The following is a 17,635-nucleotide window of genomic DNA, read 5'->3' as shown; positions in this document are numbered from 1 at the left end:
CAATCCTTTTGTGGATAACTTGCTAAATTTTCTTTAAAAATAATAAAGAACCCTCTTTACATATACAAAGAGGGTTTCATATTAAGTAAAAGATTGTGCAAGAGCAGGTGATTTAATAGGTATATGACGCGGTTCTGCATGATTTTCCGCCAAAATTGCATCTACAATATGGCCAGCTGGCTCTGGAAGATAGATGCTTTTCATTGCTTCTTTCATTTGAAGAAGCTTCACATCATCTTGTAATAATGCCTCTGTTTTTGCAAAAACCTCACTATCATCGCGAATGACAACTGCTGCTCCCTTTCTTTCAAAGTACATCGCATTTTCATTTTCTTGTCCTGGAACAGGCTTATATAAAATGACAGGTACTTGCAACGCTGCTGCTTCACTTAATGTTATTCCGCCTGGCTTCGTAATCATACAAGAAGTAACACGGAATAATTCATCAATATTTTCAACATACCCAAACACTTTTAATGCATCGGAATTTTGCTTCTGTAAACTTAATAAATCCTGTTTTAAAGCTTCATTTTTCCCACAAACGACAACTACTTGTAAATTAGGCACTGACATAAATGATTGGCATAGTTCTTTTACATTTCCTAATACCCCATGAGCACCTGCTACAATTAGTAAAATCTTTTTATTCTTACATAACTGATATTTATTATATATGATTTCTGGATTTACCTTTAACTCAAAACTACTCCGAATTGGAATTCCGGTTTCAACAATTTGTTCCGCAGGTACACCGATATCAACCATCAATTCTTTCACATGATCCGTTGCAACAAAATAACGATCTACTTCTCGATGAATCCATATTTTGTGCACGCAAAAATCCGTTAATACATTATAGACAGGAATTGAAATACCTGTTTGTTTCTTCAATTCTGGTACAGCGATAATTGGAAATGTATTAATTACAATATCTGGTTTCTCCACCTGTAACAGTGTTTTCAAACGTTTTCTTCCAAAGTTCGCATACCAAGATGCTATTTTCTTATCATAAATTTTTTCTACCCCGTAATAAAACAAACGATATAATTCTTTTCCTATTGTATAACTTTTTAAATATAGATATTTTGTAATGTCAGTTATAAATGGATGTGATTCTCCAAACAAGTCGCATACAATAACATCTTCAATTCCTTTTTGGCGAAATGTTTGTTCTAATGTTTTTGCTACTTGCACATGACCATTACCGTAATGTGCAGTTAATATTAAAACCTTGGGGTTTTTTATCAAACAAATCCACTCCTAGCTTTTTGTTTCTCCATATTGCATATACGACAATAGGAAAAACATTTTCCTTAAAAATTACATAAACAGATTCTAATAATTCCCTTTCAGCTATGTACCTGTCGTGGATATGCAAAGCATATAAGATTGACCCCTTAATCCTATCTGTGCTCATATCTTTACATTATACTTTCCTATAAGAGCTTTCGCAATAACTTACAAATGTTCTCTATTCCATGATACTCACTCTTTTACTTCTTAATTCTTTTTACTATTTTGATTTCCCTTTACAATTATGTAAATTTCTCCATTTATTCCGTACAAAATTATGGATATTCTATTTTCAGTATACTCTTTTATCAATATATACTCTAGATTTTATTGTAAAGAAAGCAAAAAGCCTAATCCAATATTTGGATTAGACCGCTTGTAAAATATATTTAGCATGTTCTACATTTTTCTCAGTAGGTGGTTCTACATTTGCGAGTGGATACTTGTGTCCAAGCGCCTCCCATTTATATACACCAAGCTTATGATATGGTAACACTTCAACTTTTTGAACATTAGACAGACTTTGAATAAAGCTAGATAGTTTTTGTAGATCCTCTTCATTATCCGTAACACCAGGAACTAATACGTGTCGTACCCAAATCGGTTTATTCTTATCCGATAAATAACGAGCAAATTGTAAAATATGTTCATTTGGTTTCCCTGTTAATTTACGATGCTTTTTGGAATCGATATGTTTCAGATCCAATAAAACTAAATCTGTATAATCCATTAAAATATCTAGCTTATTTTGGAATTCTGGTTCCTCAGAATAACAACCACCAGAAGAGTCGATTGTTGTATGGATACCAGCCTCTTTACACTTTTTAAACAACTCAATTAAAAAGTCTAGCTGTAATAACGGCTCTCCACCGCTAACTGTTATACCTCCTCCGGAAGCTTCAATAAATGGAAGGTAACATGTCACATCCTGCATCACTTCTTCAACTGTTATTTCTTTATCTTTACCGATTTCCCACGTATCAGCATTATGACAATATTGACAACGTAATAAACACCCTTGTGTAAATATGACATAACGAATCCCTGGGCCATCAACAGTACCACAAGACTCTACAGAATGTATTCTTCCTTTTACCATGTTACTTCCTCCTTTATTGAAACAGCCTCCCTTCGCTATATATTAAGAGCGAAGGGACACTTTTTTCATTTACATGCTTTCATGCATTGTACGGTTAATTACATCAATTTGTTGTTCACGAGTTAATTTAATAAAGTTTACAGCGTAACCAGATACGCGAATTGTTAATTGTGGATATTTCTCAGGATGTTCCATTGCATCCATTAATGTTTCACGGTTAAATACGTTAATATTTAAGTGGTGGCCTTCTTTTACTGCATAGCCATCAAGCATTGATACTAAGTTACGTACTTGTACATCATCTTCTTTACCAAGTGCTTTCGGAATAATAGAGAATGTATTAGAAATACCATCTTGTGCATCTTCATATGGTAATTTAGCCACAGATAATAATGAAGCTAATGCACCTTTTGTATCACGTCCATGCATTGGGTTCGCACCTGGTGCAAATGGTTCTCCAGTACGGCGGCCATCTGGAGTATTACCAGTTTTCTTACCGTATACAACGTTAGATGTGATTGTTAAGATTGACATTGTATGAACAGAATTTCTGTATGTTTTATGTTTACGAAGTTTATTCATAAATGTTTTTACAAGATTTACAGCAATCTCATCTACACGATCATCATTGTTACCGTATTTAGGGAAATCTCCTTCAATCTCGAAGTCAACTGCAATACCATTTTCATCACGAATTGGTTTTACTTTTGCGTATTTAATTGCACTTAATGAATCTGCTACTACAGATAGACCAGCAATACCTGTTGCCATTGTACGAAGAACGTTTGTATCATGAAGTGCCATTTCAATACGTTCATAGCTATATTTATCATGCATGTAATGGATAACATTTAATGTGTTTAAATATAGACCCGCCAACCATTCCATTGTCATATCAAACTTATGCATAACTTCTTCATAATTTAATACTTCAGAAGTAATTGGTGCGTACTCAGGACCAACTTGTGCTTTAGATTTTTCATCTTTACCACCGTTAATCGCATATAGTAATGCTTTTGCTAAGTTTGCACGTGCGCCGAAGAATTGCATTTGTTTACCAATTCTCATTGCAGATACGCAACATGCAATACCGTAGTCATCGCCGTAGTCAGCACGCATAATGTCATCATTTTCATATTGAATTGCTGATGTTTTAATAGACATTTTCGCACAGTAGTTTTTAAAGTTCTCTGGTAATTGTTTAGACCAAAGAACTGTTAAGTTTGGTTCTGGAGCTGGTCCTAAATTATCTAATGTATGCAAGAAACGGAATGAGTTCTTTGTTACTAATGGACGACCATCTAATGCCATACCACCGATAGACTCAGTTACCCAAGTTGGGTCACCAGAGAATAATTCATTATAATCAGGTGTTCTTGCAAATTTCACAAGACGTAATTTCATAATGAAGTGATCTACAATTTCTTGTACTTCTTCTTCTGTTAAAGTACCATTTGCTAAATCTCTTTCAATGTAAATATCTAAGAATGTAGAAGTACGTCCAAGACTCATTGCAGCTCCGTTTTGCTCTTTAATTGCTGCAAGATATGCGAAGTATAACCATTGGAATGCTTCTTGCGTGTTTGTTGCTGGCTTAGAAATATCGAAGCCATGAGAAGCAGCCATTTGTTTTAACTCTTGAAGTGCACGCATTTGCTCAGATAATTCTTCGCGTAAACGCATTGTCTCTTCGCTCATTACACCGCCAGTTAAATTTAAATCAGCTTTTTTCGCTTCAATTAAATGATCTACCCCATATAACGCTACGCGGCGATAGTCACCGATAATACGTCCACGTCCGTATGCATCTGGAAGACCAGTAATAACACCTGACTTACGAGCAGCTCTCATTTCTGGTGTATAAGCATCAAATACACCTTGGTTATGAGTTTTTCTCCAATCTCTAAAAATACGACTAAGTTCTTTATCCATTTCGTATCCATAAGATTCACAAGCTTGTTCTGCCATACGAATACCACCATATGGTTGTAAAGAACGCTTAAATGGTTTATCAGTTTGGAAACCGACTACTTTTTCAATATCTTTATTTAAGTATCCTGGGTCATGTGATGTAATAGAAGAAACAATTTTTGTATCCATATCAAGAACGCCACCGTTTTCACGTTCTTTTGTTGTTAAATCCATTACTTGATCCCAAAGTTGTTTCGTTGCTTCAGTTGCTTCTGCTAAGAAAGATTCGTCCCCTTCGAAAACGTTTACATTATTTAAAATGAAATCGCGAACATCAATCTCTGCTTTCCATTTTTCACCTTTAAAGTTTTCCCATGCGTTTTTAACATTTTCTAATACTTGAGTCATCCTAATCTCCTCCATTTTTGATTAGTACAGGACTAAGATTTTTTATATAACAGCTTACACACTTAGAATACTACTTTTTTACGAAAGTGAACGAAATAGTTGTGACATGTTTGTGAAATGTTGAGCAAACTACTATATATATAGTGTTAACTTCATTTAAAAGTCTTTAAAATTAACTCTTTCCTTAATTGTATTTTTTTGGTACCCTTATATACGAGTCCTATTTTGTAATATAAGAACAATACCCATTGTAGAGCTGTAATACTCTTATCTCCTAATCTGTTATAGTTTTTATAACAGAACAAAAAAGTGTACACATGTTGTACACTTTTTTTGTTACTTCTATAAAACATCTCTTTTTCTATTGCCATCATAGAATCCGCCACGATTGTCTGTTAATGCAATTATTTGCTCTAGTCCCTCTATATGATCACCTATAATTCGAAGTACAGCTGGAGGGTGACCTATTTTTGCGAAATGTTCACTGGGACGAATACGGTTCATCTTATCAACCTCAACACGATATACACATGCAATTTCAAATCCAGAAAGAAGAGCCTTCACTTGTGCTACACAAGGTGACAATAAAGATTTATACCCAATTGCTTTCAAACACTTTTGGCTAAATGCATTAGGTACCGCAATAAGTGAGCCTACCCCTAAATCCTTTCTATCACAAGCTAAATTTAGTGCATACTTAAATGCAGTTACAAGATGAAGCGGTACTCTTAAATCTAAATAATGATTTAAATCATTTAATGCGACGTCCTTTCCATCTGCTATAGCTTTTGCAAAAGGATATAGCTCACTCGCTGGAATAACAAAATCGCCGTCTATAAATAACACAATTTCTCCTTTTGCAAAATACGTTCCAAGTGAGCGCCCTACATCATTTCCGAGTGCTTCTTTATATACAATTGTCGTTGCCCCTTTGTCTTTTGCAATTTTTTTCGTTTTATCTGACGAACCATTTACAACAACGATAATTTCGAAGGGTTCAATTTTGCGAAGCTCTTCTATAACGTTTCCAATTGTTTTCTCTTCATCTTGTACGGGAATAACAACAGATAGTTGCTTTCCTTTATACAAATTAGATGTGACACCCCATCCTTGATAAAACTCTTCAAAACTTAAAGTATGATAGACACTATCCCTTTTCCTATTTCCATCATAATATCCTCCGCGCTCATCACTGCTTAATATCCGTGCCGCTACTGCTTCTATATGATCACCTATCATTCTTTTTTCAGATTGGGAAAGATTTGTTCCATATGCAGCATGCTGGAATGGACGAAATTTATTTGGCGCAATAACGTCAATGGCGCAATGACGACTAATTCTCCATTTACTTTGAAGTAGGCGTAAATGAGCCACAATAGGATTAACAAAACATTCATATCCGATGCTTTGAACGACTTCTTTCGTCAGCGCATGAGGTACATCTAATAAAGAATTAATTTTTAATTCTTCACGCTCTAACATTGCATTTAATATTTGGCGCCATACTGTAATAGAAGTAGGTTTTTGCCTTTTTAAAAATAATGCATCCAAATTATTTAAAACTACATCTGCCTGATCGTATAAAATCGGATTAAGGAATAATTTTAATTTTGAAGTTTGAATAGCAAAATCACCATCTATAAATAGTAATACATCACCTATCGCATGTTTTGCGCCGACTGCACGTCCAACATCGTTCCCTAGTAGCTCTGTATGTTTGATTACTTTACACCCTAAACGATCTGCAACATCTTCTGTTCCATCATTACAACCGTTTGCTACTACAATAATTTCTACTGGATTTAATGGTCTTACCGATTGAATAACGTCTGAAATCGTATCGACCTCATTACATGCAGGAATAATAACAGATAATGACTTAGCCATTGTTTTGTTCACGAAACCACTTAATTGTTTCCTTCAATCCGTTTTCCCACGTTACTTTCGCTTGAAATTGAACAAGCTCTTTTAATTTTGTTACGTCTGGTCTTCTATTTGGAATTTCTTCAAAACCATAAGGATATACTTCTTCAAAAGGCACTTGTACAATCTTTGAAGAAGAATTCGTTAATTTTTTAATTACTTCTGCTACTTCTTTTATGCTCTTTTCATTCTCAGAACCTATATTAATAATCTCACCATTTACCTTCTCATCCATTGCCCGAATCGTTGCCTCTACCGCATCACTTACATACGTAAAGCAACGTGTCTGCTTTCCATCTCCATATACGAGAATGTCTTCTCCTTGCAAAGCCGCACTAATAAATCGCGGGATTACCCCTGCATACGGACCATCTTTCGCTCTTGGACCATAAATATTAAAATATCGAACAATCGTTACCGGTAAACCTTCTAATGCGTATCCTAAACATAATGTCTCTTCCAACGTTTTACAAACTGCATAACTCCAACGAATTTTAGAAGTTGCCCCGTATAATCGATCTCCCTCTTCAGAGAAAGGCGGCTTGGCCTTACCATATACTTCTGAAGTAGAAGCAAAAACTACTTTCTTCTTTCCTTTTAACGCTGCTTGTAAAATATTTCTCGTCCCATCAAAATTCGTTTCTATGAGCTCTATACTTTTTTCCATTGTTGTTTTCACACCTAAAATTGCTGCTAAATGAAACACGACATCATGCTGATCTACTAATTCATAAATAGAATTTTTATCTAAAACACTTATTGGAATAACACGGATTTTTTTCATTAACTCTTCATGGTACTTATTTTTACCTTTATAAAAGTTATCCACAACAGTGACCTCATAACCTCTTCTCATCAACTCTTCAGCTAAATGCGACCCGATAAATCCGGCCCCACCTGTAATTAAACATTTCTTACTCATTTACTCACCTTCTTTACAATCCCGCGTGTATCTATTACTCGGTCCATTCCTTTAAAAAGCTTCCAATCAATATTAGAATGATCCGTTAAAATTAAAATACAATCCGCTTTTTTAACTTTTTCTTCATCTAAAGAAACAGATTGATACACCTTATCTCCAATTTCCGCGAAAGAAATATAAGGATCATGATATTCTATCTCGTATCCTTGATTTCTTAATAATTGAATAATCGGTAACGCTGGTGATTCTCTCAAATCATTTACATCTTTCTTATAAGCAATTCCTACAATTAAAACTGATGCAGGTGATTGCACCATGCCTTTTACTTTTCGGACTATTTTCTCTGGCATTTCTTCATTAATTATATGTGCTGCCTCAATTAATTGACTAATTGCCCCATTCTTTTTTATTCTCCATTGAAAATATAAAGGGTCTACTGGAATGCAATGTCCTCCTATTCCTGGTCCTGGCCAATATGGGGTAAATCCAAACGGTTTTGTAGATGCGGCTTCAAGCGCCTCATAAAAATCAATTCCTAAACTTTCACATAGTGTGTTTAGTTCATTTACTAAAGAAATGTTAACTAAGCGCTGAATATTTTCAAATAGCTTGCACATCTCTGCTACTTTCGGAGAGCTAACAGGTACAACTTCGTCAAAAATGGTACTATATAAATCCTGTACCTTTTGTCTACACTTTTCTGTTTGTCCACTAATAACTTTTGGAATAGCTTGAACTGAATATTGACTATTTGCTGGATCAATTCTCTCAGGGGAATATCCGATATAGAAATCTTCCCCTACCTTGTTACTATTTTGAGAAATAATAGGTAGGATGACTTCTTCAAGTGTGCCTGGATATGTGGAGCTTTCAAAAATGAAGGTTTGTCCTTTTTGAAGGTTTTGTTGTATATAATGCGAAGCTGAAATGAGGGCACTTAAGTCTGGTTCTCTTTGTTCATTAATTGGAGTCGGGACGGTGACAATAACATAATCACTATTTTGAAAATCAGCAATGCCTTGATCCGGTGTGTTTACTGTTAATTTTTTTTTCGTCAATAAACTTTGTAACTCTTTAGAAGAAACATCTGGAATATAACTTTCTCCTTTTATAATTGAGTCTATTTTTCTAATATCTTTATCTAATCCAAGTACTGTATGCCCTCTTTCTGCAAAATGTACCGCTAAAGGAAGGCCAACATACCCTAACCCAATAATAGCTACTTTACTACTATTCATTTGTATTCTCTTCTTCCCTTCTCAATTGTTGAATGATATCTCTATCTCTATCTCCATCAGTAAAGCCACCACGTTCGTCCGTACGTTGTAATAAATACGTAACCGCCTCAAGTTGATCACCGAAAATACGATCAAACGCTGAAATACGCCCATTTACAAATTCGTGTTGCTCTGGACGTACTCGATTTGTTTTTATAACATCTACTAACTCTACTGTTGTAATAGAGAATCCTTCTAAAATAGCTTTCACTTGTGCTAATGGCGGAATGATAAGGGAGTCATATCCTATTCTCTCTATTACCTTCTTATGCATGGCATGTGGTACAGCAGTTAGTGAGTTATTCCATAAATCTGGTCTTTTCGCTATCAAATTCAAAAAGTATTTTCCCATACTAATTGGATCTGCTGGATGAAACATATCTAATAAGCATTGTAAATCATTTAACACCACGTCATTTCCATCTTCAACAGCATGTAAAAATGGAGTGAGTTTTTTTGCTGGAATAACAAAATCACCATCAACGAATAAACAAATATCTGCCGTAGCATGCATGGCCCCTATTGCTCTTGCTACATTATGTCCAAGCGCCTTCGTAAATTCAACTACAATAACATTCTCTAGCTTTGCCTGTTTAACAGTCTCAACATCTGCTCCATTCGCGACAACTATAATTTCATCTACACCTGCTTCTTTCACTTCTTGTATAACAGACCTTATAGTTATTTTTTCTTCTGATACTGGGATAATGGCACTATATTTCGCTTTTTTCTTTTGTAATAAAACTGGTTTATACTTTCCTACAAACGCTCTATCTCTATTGTCCTCTGAAAAACCACCGCGATTACCGTATGTTTCGATTACGTATTGTAAAGCACGCAAATGATCACCCATAATACGACTAGTCGCTTTCGGATAAGGAGAGCCAGGTGATGTGCCCGTATGGACAGGACGAACTTTATTTGTGTAAATGACATCAACTGAAGCCATATCAGAAATATCTACTCCTCTAGACATCGCCATCGCTTGAAATAATGCTGGATCTGCTAAATTCCACCACCCCAGTTTTTCAATCACTTTACGACTTATCGCATGTGGTATTGCAATTAAAGATCCTACAACAAACTCCTTCTTGTTCAAATAACGATTTAACATATATTTTCCAACCGTCGTATAATGCGGTCTCATCTTCAAATAAACGGACCATGTTAAATTATTTAAAACAATCTCATGTCCTTGCTGTATTCCTTTAATAAAATTGTATAATTCTTCACTTTTCATGACGATATCACCATCTAAAAACAAAACAATTTCACCTTTTGCTTCTCTAGCACCAATTGCCCGTCCCACATCATTACCAAGGGAATATCTATAATAAATCACACGGCAATTATGCTGTAGCGCTATTTCTTTCGTACCATCTGTCGATCCATTATCTACTATGATAATTTCATATGGTTCGAGCTTTCTTACTTCTCCTAAAACTTTTGATAAAGTACTTGCTTCATTATGCACTGGAATAACAACTGACACTCTCATACTTGTATCACTCTTACCCTTCCAAGCGAACATAAGCAATAATAGGAATACGCACAATTACATCTTCTGGTGGTCCATAAGAAGGAGAAGTACGAACAATTACTGCCCCATCCGTCACAGATAAAAGAACGCCTGCAATGATTTCTACAGCTGTCACAACTTGTACTAGTTCCCCAACATGGTTACGTAATTCATCAGTAAATAACATATATAACGCTCCTTTCTTACGCTTCTTTAATTGATATAATACTTGTAAATGGTAATAAAACTTCTGTTCCTATTCCTTCTTGCAATGTTAAGAAGTCATCACCAACTGCTACAATAACACCTGTTAACTGTCCCACTGTCACAGTAATTTCTACGTTTTTACCTAAATACTCCTCTGCAATTTCTTTAAAAGGTGATGTAGTACATTCTTTTAAAATGTTACAAATAATAGATTGAAATCTACTTGATTCAATAACTTCTTCAGTAGCTTGCTTAGAGTTTCTTTGAATAAATCTCGCGAAGTTTTGTGAAAATAAAAGTCTTTCCACAGCAGGTAATAACTTATTATCTAAAAAATAATCTAATTGCCTATTAAACAATCTCGATAATTTATGCCAATATTTTCTGAACAGACACATACACTTCTCCTCCTATTATTTTTAGATTATAAAATTTCACATCCATACATCTTAATGTATACAAAATAGATATTTTTGTGATAGGTAAGACATACATTTTCTAAAAGAAATATTTAGTTCAAGGCATAAAAAAAACTATCCAAAAGGATAGTTTCTTACACTTCAATATTCCGCAATATCGAATAAATATCGTTATTCACTTTACCAAATGATTTAATGTTATTTTGAATGTTAGATAATAAAACAACATATACACTACCATTTTTACTAAATCCGTTTAAGCAATTCCATCCTGGCATTACACCGTGATTCGAATAGCTTCCTGGGTCTACGTACCATCCAAACCCGTAATCCTTTTTTCCACCCGTAAACATTTGATCGTAACCCTCTTTTGAAATTAATTTACCAGAGAATAGTGCTTCGTTAAATAAATATAAATCATGCGCACTTGTGTATATATCACCACAACCATATAGTTGTGACATGCTCGGAATATTAGGTGTTGTCATATTATTATTTACTATTTTATAACCCGTTGATGGGAATCTTGTTTGTTCTAACGCTGTACCAAAACCAGAATGTTTCATACCCGCAATAGCAAAAATATGTTGTTTAATATATTCTTCGAGCGACTGTCCACTTACCTTCTCGGCAATGTATGCAAGTATAGAGTAGTTCGAATCAGAATACTTCCACTTCTCTCCTGGACCACCAATACGCTTTTGATTTCCTATCCGCTTTATCAGTTCTTCATGAGAAATATCTTCTTTTCCCTGCTCATATTCGGGAATCCCTGATGTATGTGTTAATAGATGTTTTAGCTGAATACTATTACCTTGAGGAAAATTTGGAATATACTTTGCAACAGTATCTTCTACTTGTAATTTATTTTGATCTTTCAACTGCATAATAGCAGTTGCTACAAATGCCTTTGAAATAGAACCAATATAAAAAGTCGTCTCTGAATTATTCGGTACTTTCTGTTCTTTATTTGCCATACCGTACCCTTTATTCAAAAGAACTTTTCCGTTCTTCACAATAACAGCTGTCCCGCTAAATCCTGCGTTTTGTAAATACTGGTCCAATTGAGCGTTTTCATTAATTTCTTGAGGTGGTCCCTCGGGAAGCTTCTCCACAGCTTGCGCTTGCTTCACTTGTTCTTCCTGCTCTTTTTGTTTTTGCTTCTGTACTTCTTGTTTCTTTTTTTCTTCTTTCTTTTTTAGCTCTTCTTGTTTCTTCATTTCTGCTGCCGCTTTTAAAGTTTCTTCTTTCTTATTATGCGCAACAATTTTTGTATACATGAAATATACAAGTGATAATAGTAAGACGAGAATGATTGTTCTGTTTATGTATACAATCGGCCGACGTACTTTCCCATTCGCATTATTTTTTTCCTGATCCATAATTGCTTTTTTCCCCTTACTCACCAATAATTTAATTCCTTTACTAAAGATTCGTTTTAGTAGATTATGGATAATCCACTCTATATCATCCCTACTTTATCACGCACTGCACATATTACCAACCTATATGTACAAAAAAGAAAAAGAAAATTTACAAAAGTAAGATTCCCGTTAAATTATTAACAAAAAAAGAGGATATCCTCTAAAAAATTGATGTTATCAATCTTTTTGGACATCCTCTTATCTCATTATTTATACGTGTTTTTTCATATCATCGGCAACAGATTCAACATTTGTACCTACGATAACTTGGACACTTGTATTACTTAATTTCATAACACCTTTTGCACCAGCACGTTTTAATGCTGCTTCATTTACTTGACCAGCATCTTTTACTTGTAAGCGTAGACGTGTTGCACAGTTATCAATAACTGTTAAGTTTTCTTTTCCGCCTAAAGCTGCTACGTAAGTTTCACCAATTGAACCTGCAACTGGTGCCTCACCATCTTCAACTAACTCATCGTCATCTTCACGACCAGGAGTTTTTAAATCGAACTTCTTAATTAAGAAGTAGAATACTATGAAATAAATTGCTGCGTAAATTAAACCGATACCTGCTAGTAAGACTGGTTTTGTTGCAATACCGAAGTTTAAAGCGTAATCGATTGCACCGGCACTAAATGAGAAACCATCATGAATGCCAAGCGATGTTGTAATGAATAAAGAAAGACCTGTTAGTACAGCATGAATACCATATAATACTGGTGATAAGAACATGAATGAGAATTCAATAGGCTCTGTAATACCAGTTAAGAATGAAGTTAATGCTAGACCAGCTAACATACCAGTAACTGCTTTACGCTTTTCTGGTTTAGCAGCTGCAATCATTGCGAAACATGCTGCTGGTAAACCGAACATCATAACTGGGAAGAAACCAGTCATAAACATACCTGCTGTTTTGTCACCTGCAAGGAAACGAGCAATATCACCATTAACAACATTACCTGCTGCATTTGTAAAGTCCCCAAATACAAACCAGAAGTATGTGTTCATTACGTGGTGTAAACCAATTGGGATTAATAAACGGTTTAATAAACCAAATAATCCTGAACCAATTGCACCTAAATTAACAATTCCATGAGCTAATGCATCAATACCATTTTGAATTGTTGGCCAAATTTGTGCAAATAGAATTCCTAATATCAGCATCACGACTGATGTAACAATTGGAACGAAACGTTTTCCAGCAAAGAAACCTAACCATTCTGGAAGTTTAATCTTATGGAATTTATTATAAAGAAGTCCTGCTATAACACCAACAATAATACCACCTAAGACTTTCATATCTACTTTAGTCGATAATTCAGCAGCCTTAGATACTTGTGTCATTGTATCCGCAAGCTTAGATGGATCTACATTTGCGCTATTACCTATTAAATCTTGGACTTTACCTAATTTATCTTGTAATTCAGCAGTTGAATACCCTTTGCTAAGTGCATCAATACTATTTTTCATAACAAGATAACCAATTGCACCTGCAAGACCTGCTGCACCACTACCATCCACTGAAAGACCGATTGCAATACCAATTGCAAAAATAAGTGCTAAGTTATCAAAAACTGCTGCGCCGGCCTGTGCCATAACAGGAATATCAAATACATCTGGTTGCCCTAAACGAAGCAATAATCCTGCTGCTGGTAGTACTGCGATCGGAAGCATTAAAGCTTTACCAATACGTTGTAAAAACTGCAACATTTTAATTCCCCCTAATCAAATTTATGAAATCGTTATCATTATTAGTACGCTTTAGAAAACGCTTTCTATTACATAACCATAATAACATATAGTTGTATAGATGTGTAGTTTTTATTTCTGAACTTTTTATGGATAAATCTCCTATTTCCAAACTGTTATATAAAAGGAAAATTCTCCTTTTTAAAATACAGAATACTCGAAACGAAAGACCTATTATAGCACATTGAACTTTCGTTTTATCATTCCACTTTTTCATGTTATTATTTATTTCCGAGCATATCGGGAAAAGTAAACTTAGTTAATTCAAAATAGGAGCGTTGGTACTATGCAGTGCATTGAAACAAACAACTTACAACAGTTGTTAGAACAAGTAAAACCATATACGAAAAAAGGAAAACTTGCTACTTATATCCCCGAACTAGGAAATGCAAATCCAGACGATTTAGGGATTGCCATTTTCCATAAAGAAACAGAATATATCCATGCAGGCAACTCACAAACACTATTTACTCTTCAAAGTATTTCCAAAGTAATTACACTTGCCCTTGCCCTTTTAGACCGTGGTGAAGAATATGTATTTTCTAAAGTTGGAATGGAACCAACGGGTGACCCATTTAATTCTATTATTAAGTTAGAAACGACAAGTCCATCCAAACCCCTTAATCCAATGATAAATGCAGGGGCTTTAGCTATTACAAGCATGCTAGCAGGAAAAGATAACGAGGAAAAAATGGAACGTATTCTTCATTTTGTACGTGAAATAACAGATAATCCTACTATTAATTATTCCTCTAAAGTTGCCGATTCAGAACTAGAGACAGCTTACCTAAACCGTTCACTTTGTTATTATATGAAACAAAACGGAATTATCGATTGTGATATTGAAGAACTTATGGATTTATATACTCGTCAATGCGCAGTTGAAGTAAACTGCATCGATTTAGCACGTATCGGCTTAATTTTTGCAATGGATGGATATGATCCATATAAGAAAAAACAAATTATCCCTAAGCATATTACAAAAATTTGCAAAACATTTATGGTCACATGTGGTATGTATAACGAATCTGGTGAATTTGCAATTCGTGTTGGTATTCCTGCAAAAAGTGGTGTAGCCGGTGGTATTTTTGGCTGCGTAAAAGGAGACATGGGAATCGGTATTTTCGGACCAGCTTTAGATGCAAACGGAAATAGTATTGCCGGTTTTAAAATTCTTGAACTTCTTTCTGCTCAAGAAGGTTGGAGCATTTTTTAATCGTGAGTTATCCTGCTATACTAGCAGGATTTTTTATTTCGCCAAAACCTCACTTTTGTCAGTTATCAATCCTCTTACAAAAACAGTGCTGAAAGTTTCTCTATATCATGCATATTTGTTCCCCCCTCCTGAATAATATAGTACAACCTAGCGCTATATGTGGAGGTGTGAAAGATGAAACTAATATTTCAAATGGGAAAACAACCTGTTCTTGAAAAAACAATCCTTCTTTTTATATTGAGTATTGTAGAAAGCTTGAAGTTAAAAGTTGTTTCACTCGACGAAGCTCACCGATACATATTCAATTTAGAAGTACTTGAATTATTAATGGATCGGAACATCGATGATCAAGTACTTGAAATTATTCATTTCGGGATGGGACTTGAAGACATTTATCATGTGCTTCCTGAAGAACTTGAGCATACGATTGAGGAATTAAAGTGGCTTTGCATTCAAGTATTAAGTGAGTACAGTATGCATGAAGAATCCGAACAATTAATTGAAGATATACGGTAAAAAAGCACCTATGTAGGTGCTTTTAATGTTTTTTCAAACTATTTTTATACGCCTCAATATTTACTGGTAGCTCTTCCTCTTCCAAAGTATGTTCATTTACATCTTTATGAATGAACGCACCTTTAGGTGGTTGATGATCATGCCCTTTTTTCTTATGATCAAATGCTTTCCCGCGTCCCATACAAATCCCCCTTTCTTAAAAGAAATCCGTATTAGTATGGAGAAAAGTACGTCGATATATGCAATCTCTTGCTGTATTTCCAAGGAAATACTCGAACCTTGTTTTCTACTCTCCTTACAACAACTGATCGATCCCAATAAGAATTAATAATAGTCCTGCGATAACTGTCGCCCATTTCCCTAAGTATTCTGCTAAAAATCGTTTTCCTACATACGCAAAACCACTAATACAAATAAAACTAAACACCCCAGAAATAGTCGCTGTAAGCCAAAGATTTAAATTTGTTACCCCTGCATCAAATCCACCTGCAATATTATTAATAGACAACGCAACTCCTAAAACAATTGCTTCTGAGAAACTAATTGTTTTAGAACCATCAAAATCTGCTTTTTCCGGATTACGTAAAATGCCCATAAGTACATTATCATCTTTAGAACCTGCAGTATTTTTTTGACCCAAGAAAGGCTGGCACAAAATAAACACACCGATTATCCCTAAAACGATTGCTCCAATCAGATTTGCTGTAAACTCTGAAATAAATAACGCAATCCAGTTTCCAAAAAATCCAGCTAGTAAAGTAAATAAAAATCCAAAGAATGCGATGATAAAATTGTTAAACCACGAAATACGAATTTTACGAATGCCATATGCAATTCCAACACCTGCATTATCTAAATTAGAAGCGATCCCGATTAAAAAAATTGAAAATAAGCCTACTGTACTCATAAATAGTCACCCCTTTTTCTCACTTTTCAATGCATATTATGAAAATGTTGAGCAACTGTGCCTGTCTGTTTCATATACTTGTAATAAATGCTCAATATTTTTTCAATACTAAAAAAGGAGTGCCTACACTATGGCTAATGAAAACCCGAATGATCGGCTTGGCAAATTAATAAAAAAACTTTTAAAAGAACGCGCCTTATCTATGCGCCAACTAGGAATACTTACAAATATTGATCCTGCAACAGTCTCAAGAATTATTAATGGAAAACAACCGCCAAAACAAAAACATCTACAAAAATTTGCAGAATGTCTTCAAGTTCCACCCCAATTGTTATTTGATGAAATGTACCCTGATTCTCCTCACATAAATAAAGAAAAAACAGATATGTACACATCTCTTGATACCATTCAGCAAACGCTGCAATCCTCTAACTTATTCGATTTCGATTACACTACAACTCGCGTAAAACAAGAACTCGAAAATTACGAACGCTATGCCCAGACAACAGAAGGCGAAAAACGTATTCATGACAGTTTCGCAAGCAAATTAGAGCAAATTGATAGTGCTGGTCCTTTTATTGAACAATTAACAGATATGTATCAACAATTTTGCAATGAAACCATTTCAAAAGAAGAACGTGCAGTTCTTGGGAGCGCATTACTGTATTTCATTTTATCGACAGATATTATTCCCGACTATCTCTTTCCAATTGGCTATTTAGATGATGCGATCGCCGTTGAATTAGCAAAAGAGAAATTACTTGAAATAAAACGAAAGACATAGCAAAATAAAGAACTATTTCAGTTGTTTATTTTCACCTCTGAAATAGTTCACTAAAAAA

Annotated in this window: 17 protein-coding genes and 1 pseudogene; 3 read left to right on the top strand and 15 right to left on the bottom strand. The window is 34.7% G+C overall.

What is annotated here, in order from left to right; translation table 11 throughout:
• Window positions 1–81 precede the first annotated feature (81 nt).
• The 13 genes and pseudogenes from MKY21_RS02515 to MKY21_RS02455 all read right to left on the bottom strand — a co-directional run bounded on the left by MKY21_RS02515 (window position 82) and on the right by MKY21_RS02455 (window position 14,371).
• Window positions 82–1,248 (bottom strand): diglucosyl diacylglycerol synthase, encoded by a 1,167-nt coding sequence (locus tag MKY21_RS02515; protein ID WP_000594688.1) that lies wholly within the window; start codon window positions 1,246–1,248, stop codon window positions 82–84.
• Window positions 1,249–1,660: 412 nt separating this feature from the next.
• Entirely contained in the window at window positions 1,661–2,392 is a 732-nt protein-coding gene (pflA, locus tag MKY21_RS02510; protein ID WP_097856044.1) for a pyruvate formate-lyase-activating protein, read from the bottom strand.
• 69 nt (window positions 2,393–2,461) lie between these two features.
• Window positions 2,462–4,711 (bottom strand): formate C-acetyltransferase, encoded by a 2,250-nt coding sequence (pflB, locus tag MKY21_RS02505; protein ID WP_016117127.1) that lies wholly within the window; start codon window positions 4,709–4,711, stop codon window positions 2,462–2,464.
• A gap of 152 nt (window positions 4,712–4,863) precedes the next feature.
• Window positions 4,864–5,085: a hypothetical protein gene (locus tag MKY21_RS02500; RefSeq protein ID WP_016117126.1), complete on the bottom strand. Its 222-nt coding sequence runs from the start codon at window positions 5,083–5,085 to the stop codon at window positions 4,864–4,866.
• Window positions 5,054–6,598: a glycosyltransferase family 2 protein gene (locus MKY21_RS02495; protein WP_341077884.1), complete on the bottom strand. Its 1,545-nt coding sequence runs from the start codon at window positions 6,596–6,598 to the stop codon at window positions 5,054–5,056. The genes MKY21_RS02500 and MKY21_RS02495 overlap by 32 nt, the downstream gene beginning before the upstream one ends.
• Window positions 6,591–7,556: an NAD-dependent epimerase/dehydratase family protein gene (locus MKY21_RS02490; RefSeq protein WP_000037015.1), complete on the bottom strand. Its 966-nt coding sequence runs from the start codon at window positions 7,554–7,556 to the stop codon at window positions 6,591–6,593. The genes MKY21_RS02495 and MKY21_RS02490 overlap by 8 nt, the downstream gene beginning before the upstream one ends.
• Complete coding sequence (locus tag MKY21_RS02485) at window positions 7,553–8,794, bottom strand: nucleotide sugar dehydrogenase (protein ID WP_001088930.1); 1,242 nt, start codon at window positions 8,792–8,794, stop codon at window positions 7,553–7,555. Before MKY21_RS02485 ends, MKY21_RS02490 begins: the two co-directional genes overlap by 4 nt.
• Complete coding sequence (locus MKY21_RS02480) at window positions 8,787–10,331, bottom strand: glycosyltransferase family 2 protein (RefSeq protein ID WP_341075363.1); 1,545 nt, start codon at window positions 10,329–10,331, stop codon at window positions 8,787–8,789. Before MKY21_RS02480 ends, MKY21_RS02485 begins: the two co-directional genes overlap by 8 nt.
• Window positions 10,332–10,344: 13 nt before the next feature.
• A complete protein-coding gene (locus tag MKY21_RS02475; protein WP_000899468.1) occupies window positions 10,345–10,539 on the bottom strand; it encodes a hypothetical protein in 195 nt (64 codons plus the stop codon).
• A 16-nt stretch (window positions 10,540–10,555) separates the two neighbouring features.
• The gene (locus MKY21_RS02470; protein WP_341075362.1) at window positions 10,556–10,957 is read right to left on the bottom strand and encodes a DUF2642 domain-containing protein; all 402 of its coding nucleotides are present in this window, start codon (window positions 10,955–10,957) and stop codon (window positions 10,556–10,558) included.
• 155 nt (window positions 10,958–11,112) lie between these two features.
• On the bottom strand, window positions 11,113–12,360 hold the full coding sequence (locus MKY21_RS02465; protein ID WP_341075360.1) for a serine hydrolase domain-containing protein: 1,248 nt from the start codon (window positions 12,358–12,360) through the stop codon (window positions 11,113–11,115).
• A 252-nt stretch (window positions 12,361–12,612) separates the two neighbouring features.
• Window positions 12,613–14,115: an N-acetylglucosamine-specific PTS transporter subunit IIBC gene (nagE, locus tag MKY21_RS02460; protein WP_000938893.1), complete on the bottom strand. Its 1,503-nt coding sequence runs from the start codon at window positions 14,113–14,115 to the stop codon at window positions 12,613–12,615.
• 141 nt (window positions 14,116–14,256) lie between these two features.
• Window positions 14,257–14,371, bottom strand: a pseudogene (locus MKY21_RS02455) (transcriptional regulator).
• A gap of 69 nt (window positions 14,372–14,440) precedes the next feature.
• On the opposite strand from MKY21_RS02455, the gene glsA reads away from it, so the two are divergent.
• A complete protein-coding gene (glsA, locus tag MKY21_RS02450) occupies window positions 14,441–15,370 on the top strand; it encodes a glutaminase A (protein ID WP_001149850.1) in 930 nt (309 codons plus the stop codon).
• Window positions 15,371–15,544: 174 nt separating this feature from the next.
• Complete coding sequence (locus MKY21_RS02445) at window positions 15,545–15,886, top strand: DUF3969 family protein (RefSeq protein WP_341075358.1); 342 nt, start codon at window positions 15,545–15,547, stop codon at window positions 15,884–15,886.
• Window positions 15,887–15,908: 22 nt separating this feature from the next.
• On the opposite strand, the gene MKY21_RS02440 is transcribed toward MKY21_RS02445, so the two are convergent.
• Window positions 15,909–16,067, bottom strand: coding sequence for a hypothetical protein (locus MKY21_RS02440; protein ID WP_000532409.1), 159 nt, complete (start codon window positions 16,065–16,067; stop codon window positions 15,909–15,911).
• Window positions 16,068–16,181: 114 nt separating this feature from the next.
• Window positions 16,182–16,793: a sporulation membrane protein YtaF gene (gene ytaF, locus MKY21_RS02435; RefSeq protein WP_000108729.1), complete on the bottom strand. Its 612-nt coding sequence runs from the start codon at window positions 16,791–16,793 to the stop codon at window positions 16,182–16,184.
• A gap of 130 nt (window positions 16,794–16,923) precedes the next feature.
• Here ytaF and MKY21_RS02430 point away from each other — a divergent pair, with 130 nt between their 5' ends.
• Window positions 16,924–17,577 (top strand): DUF1232 domain-containing protein, encoded by a 654-nt coding sequence (locus MKY21_RS02430; protein WP_001262772.1) that lies wholly within the window; start codon window positions 16,924–16,926, stop codon window positions 17,575–17,577.
• Window positions 17,578–17,635 lie beyond the last annotated feature (58 nt).

It is taken from the genome of Bacillus sp. FSL R9-9497 (genome assembly GCF_038005805.1).
Taxonomy (GTDB): domain Bacteria; phylum Bacillota; class Bacilli; order Bacillales; family Bacillaceae_G; genus Bacillus_A; species Bacillus_A cereus.
Note: the sequence above shows the minus strand (reverse complement) of the source record. Positions and strands in the feature narration are given on the sequence as shown.

Bases quoted from the DNA above. Each gene is read 5' to 3' on its own strand.
- MKY21_RS02475 (WP_000899468.1), bottom strand. From the start codon at position 10,539: ATGTTATTTACTGATGAATTACGTAACCATGTTGGGGAACTAGTACAA.
- MKY21_RS02465 (WP_341075360.1), bottom strand. From the start codon at position 12,360: ATGGATCAGGAAAAAAATAATGCGAATGGGAAAGTACGTCGGCCGATT.
- MKY21_RS02495 (WP_341077884.1), bottom strand. From the start codon at position 6,598: ATGGCTAAGTCATTATCTGTTATTATTCCTGCATGTAATGAGGTCGAT.
- nagE (WP_000938893.1), bottom strand. From the start codon at position 14,115: ATGTTGCAGTTTTTACAACGTATTGGTAAAGCTTTAATGCTTCCGATC.
- ytaF (WP_000108729.1), bottom strand. From the start codon at position 16,793: ATGAGTACAGTAGGCTTATTTTCAATTTTTTTAATCGGGATCGCTTCT.
- MKY21_RS02490 (WP_000037015.1), bottom strand. From the start codon at position 7,556: ATGAGTAAGAAATGTTTAATTACAGGTGGGGCCGGATTTATCGGGTCG.
- pflB (WP_016117127.1), bottom strand. From the start codon at position 4,711: ATGACTCAAGTATTAGAAAATGTTAAAAACGCATGGGAAAACTTTAAA.
- MKY21_RS02470 (WP_341075362.1), bottom strand. From the start codon at position 10,957: ATGTGTCTGTTCAGAAAATATTGGCATAAATTATCGAGATTGTTTAAT.
- MKY21_RS02445 (WP_341075358.1), top strand. From the start codon at position 15,545: ATGAAACTAATATTTCAAATGGGAAAACAACCTGTTCTTGAAAAAACA.
- MKY21_RS02500 (WP_016117126.1), bottom strand. From the start codon at position 5,085: ATGATGGCAATAGAAAAAGAGATGTTTTATAGAAGTAACAAAAAAAGT.
- MKY21_RS02440 (WP_000532409.1), bottom strand. From the start codon at position 16,067: ATGGGACGCGGGAAAGCATTTGATCATAAGAAAAAAGGGCATGATCAT.
- MKY21_RS02485 (WP_001088930.1), bottom strand. From the start codon at position 8,794: ATGAATAGTAGTAAAGTAGCTATTATTGGGTTAGGGTATGTTGGCCTT.
- MKY21_RS02480 (WP_341075363.1), bottom strand. From the start codon at position 10,331: ATGAGAGTGTCAGTTGTTATTCCAGTGCATAATGAAGCAAGTACTTTA.
- MKY21_RS02430 (WP_001262772.1), top strand. From the start codon at position 16,924: ATGGCTAATGAAAACCCGAATGATCGGCTTGGCAAATTAATAAAAAAA.
- glsA (WP_001149850.1), top strand. From the start codon at position 14,441: ATGCAGTGCATTGAAACAAACAACTTACAACAGTTGTTAGAACAAGTA.
- pflA (WP_097856044.1), bottom strand. From the start codon at position 2,392: ATGGTAAAAGGAAGAATACATTCTGTAGAGTCTTGTGGTACTGTTGAT.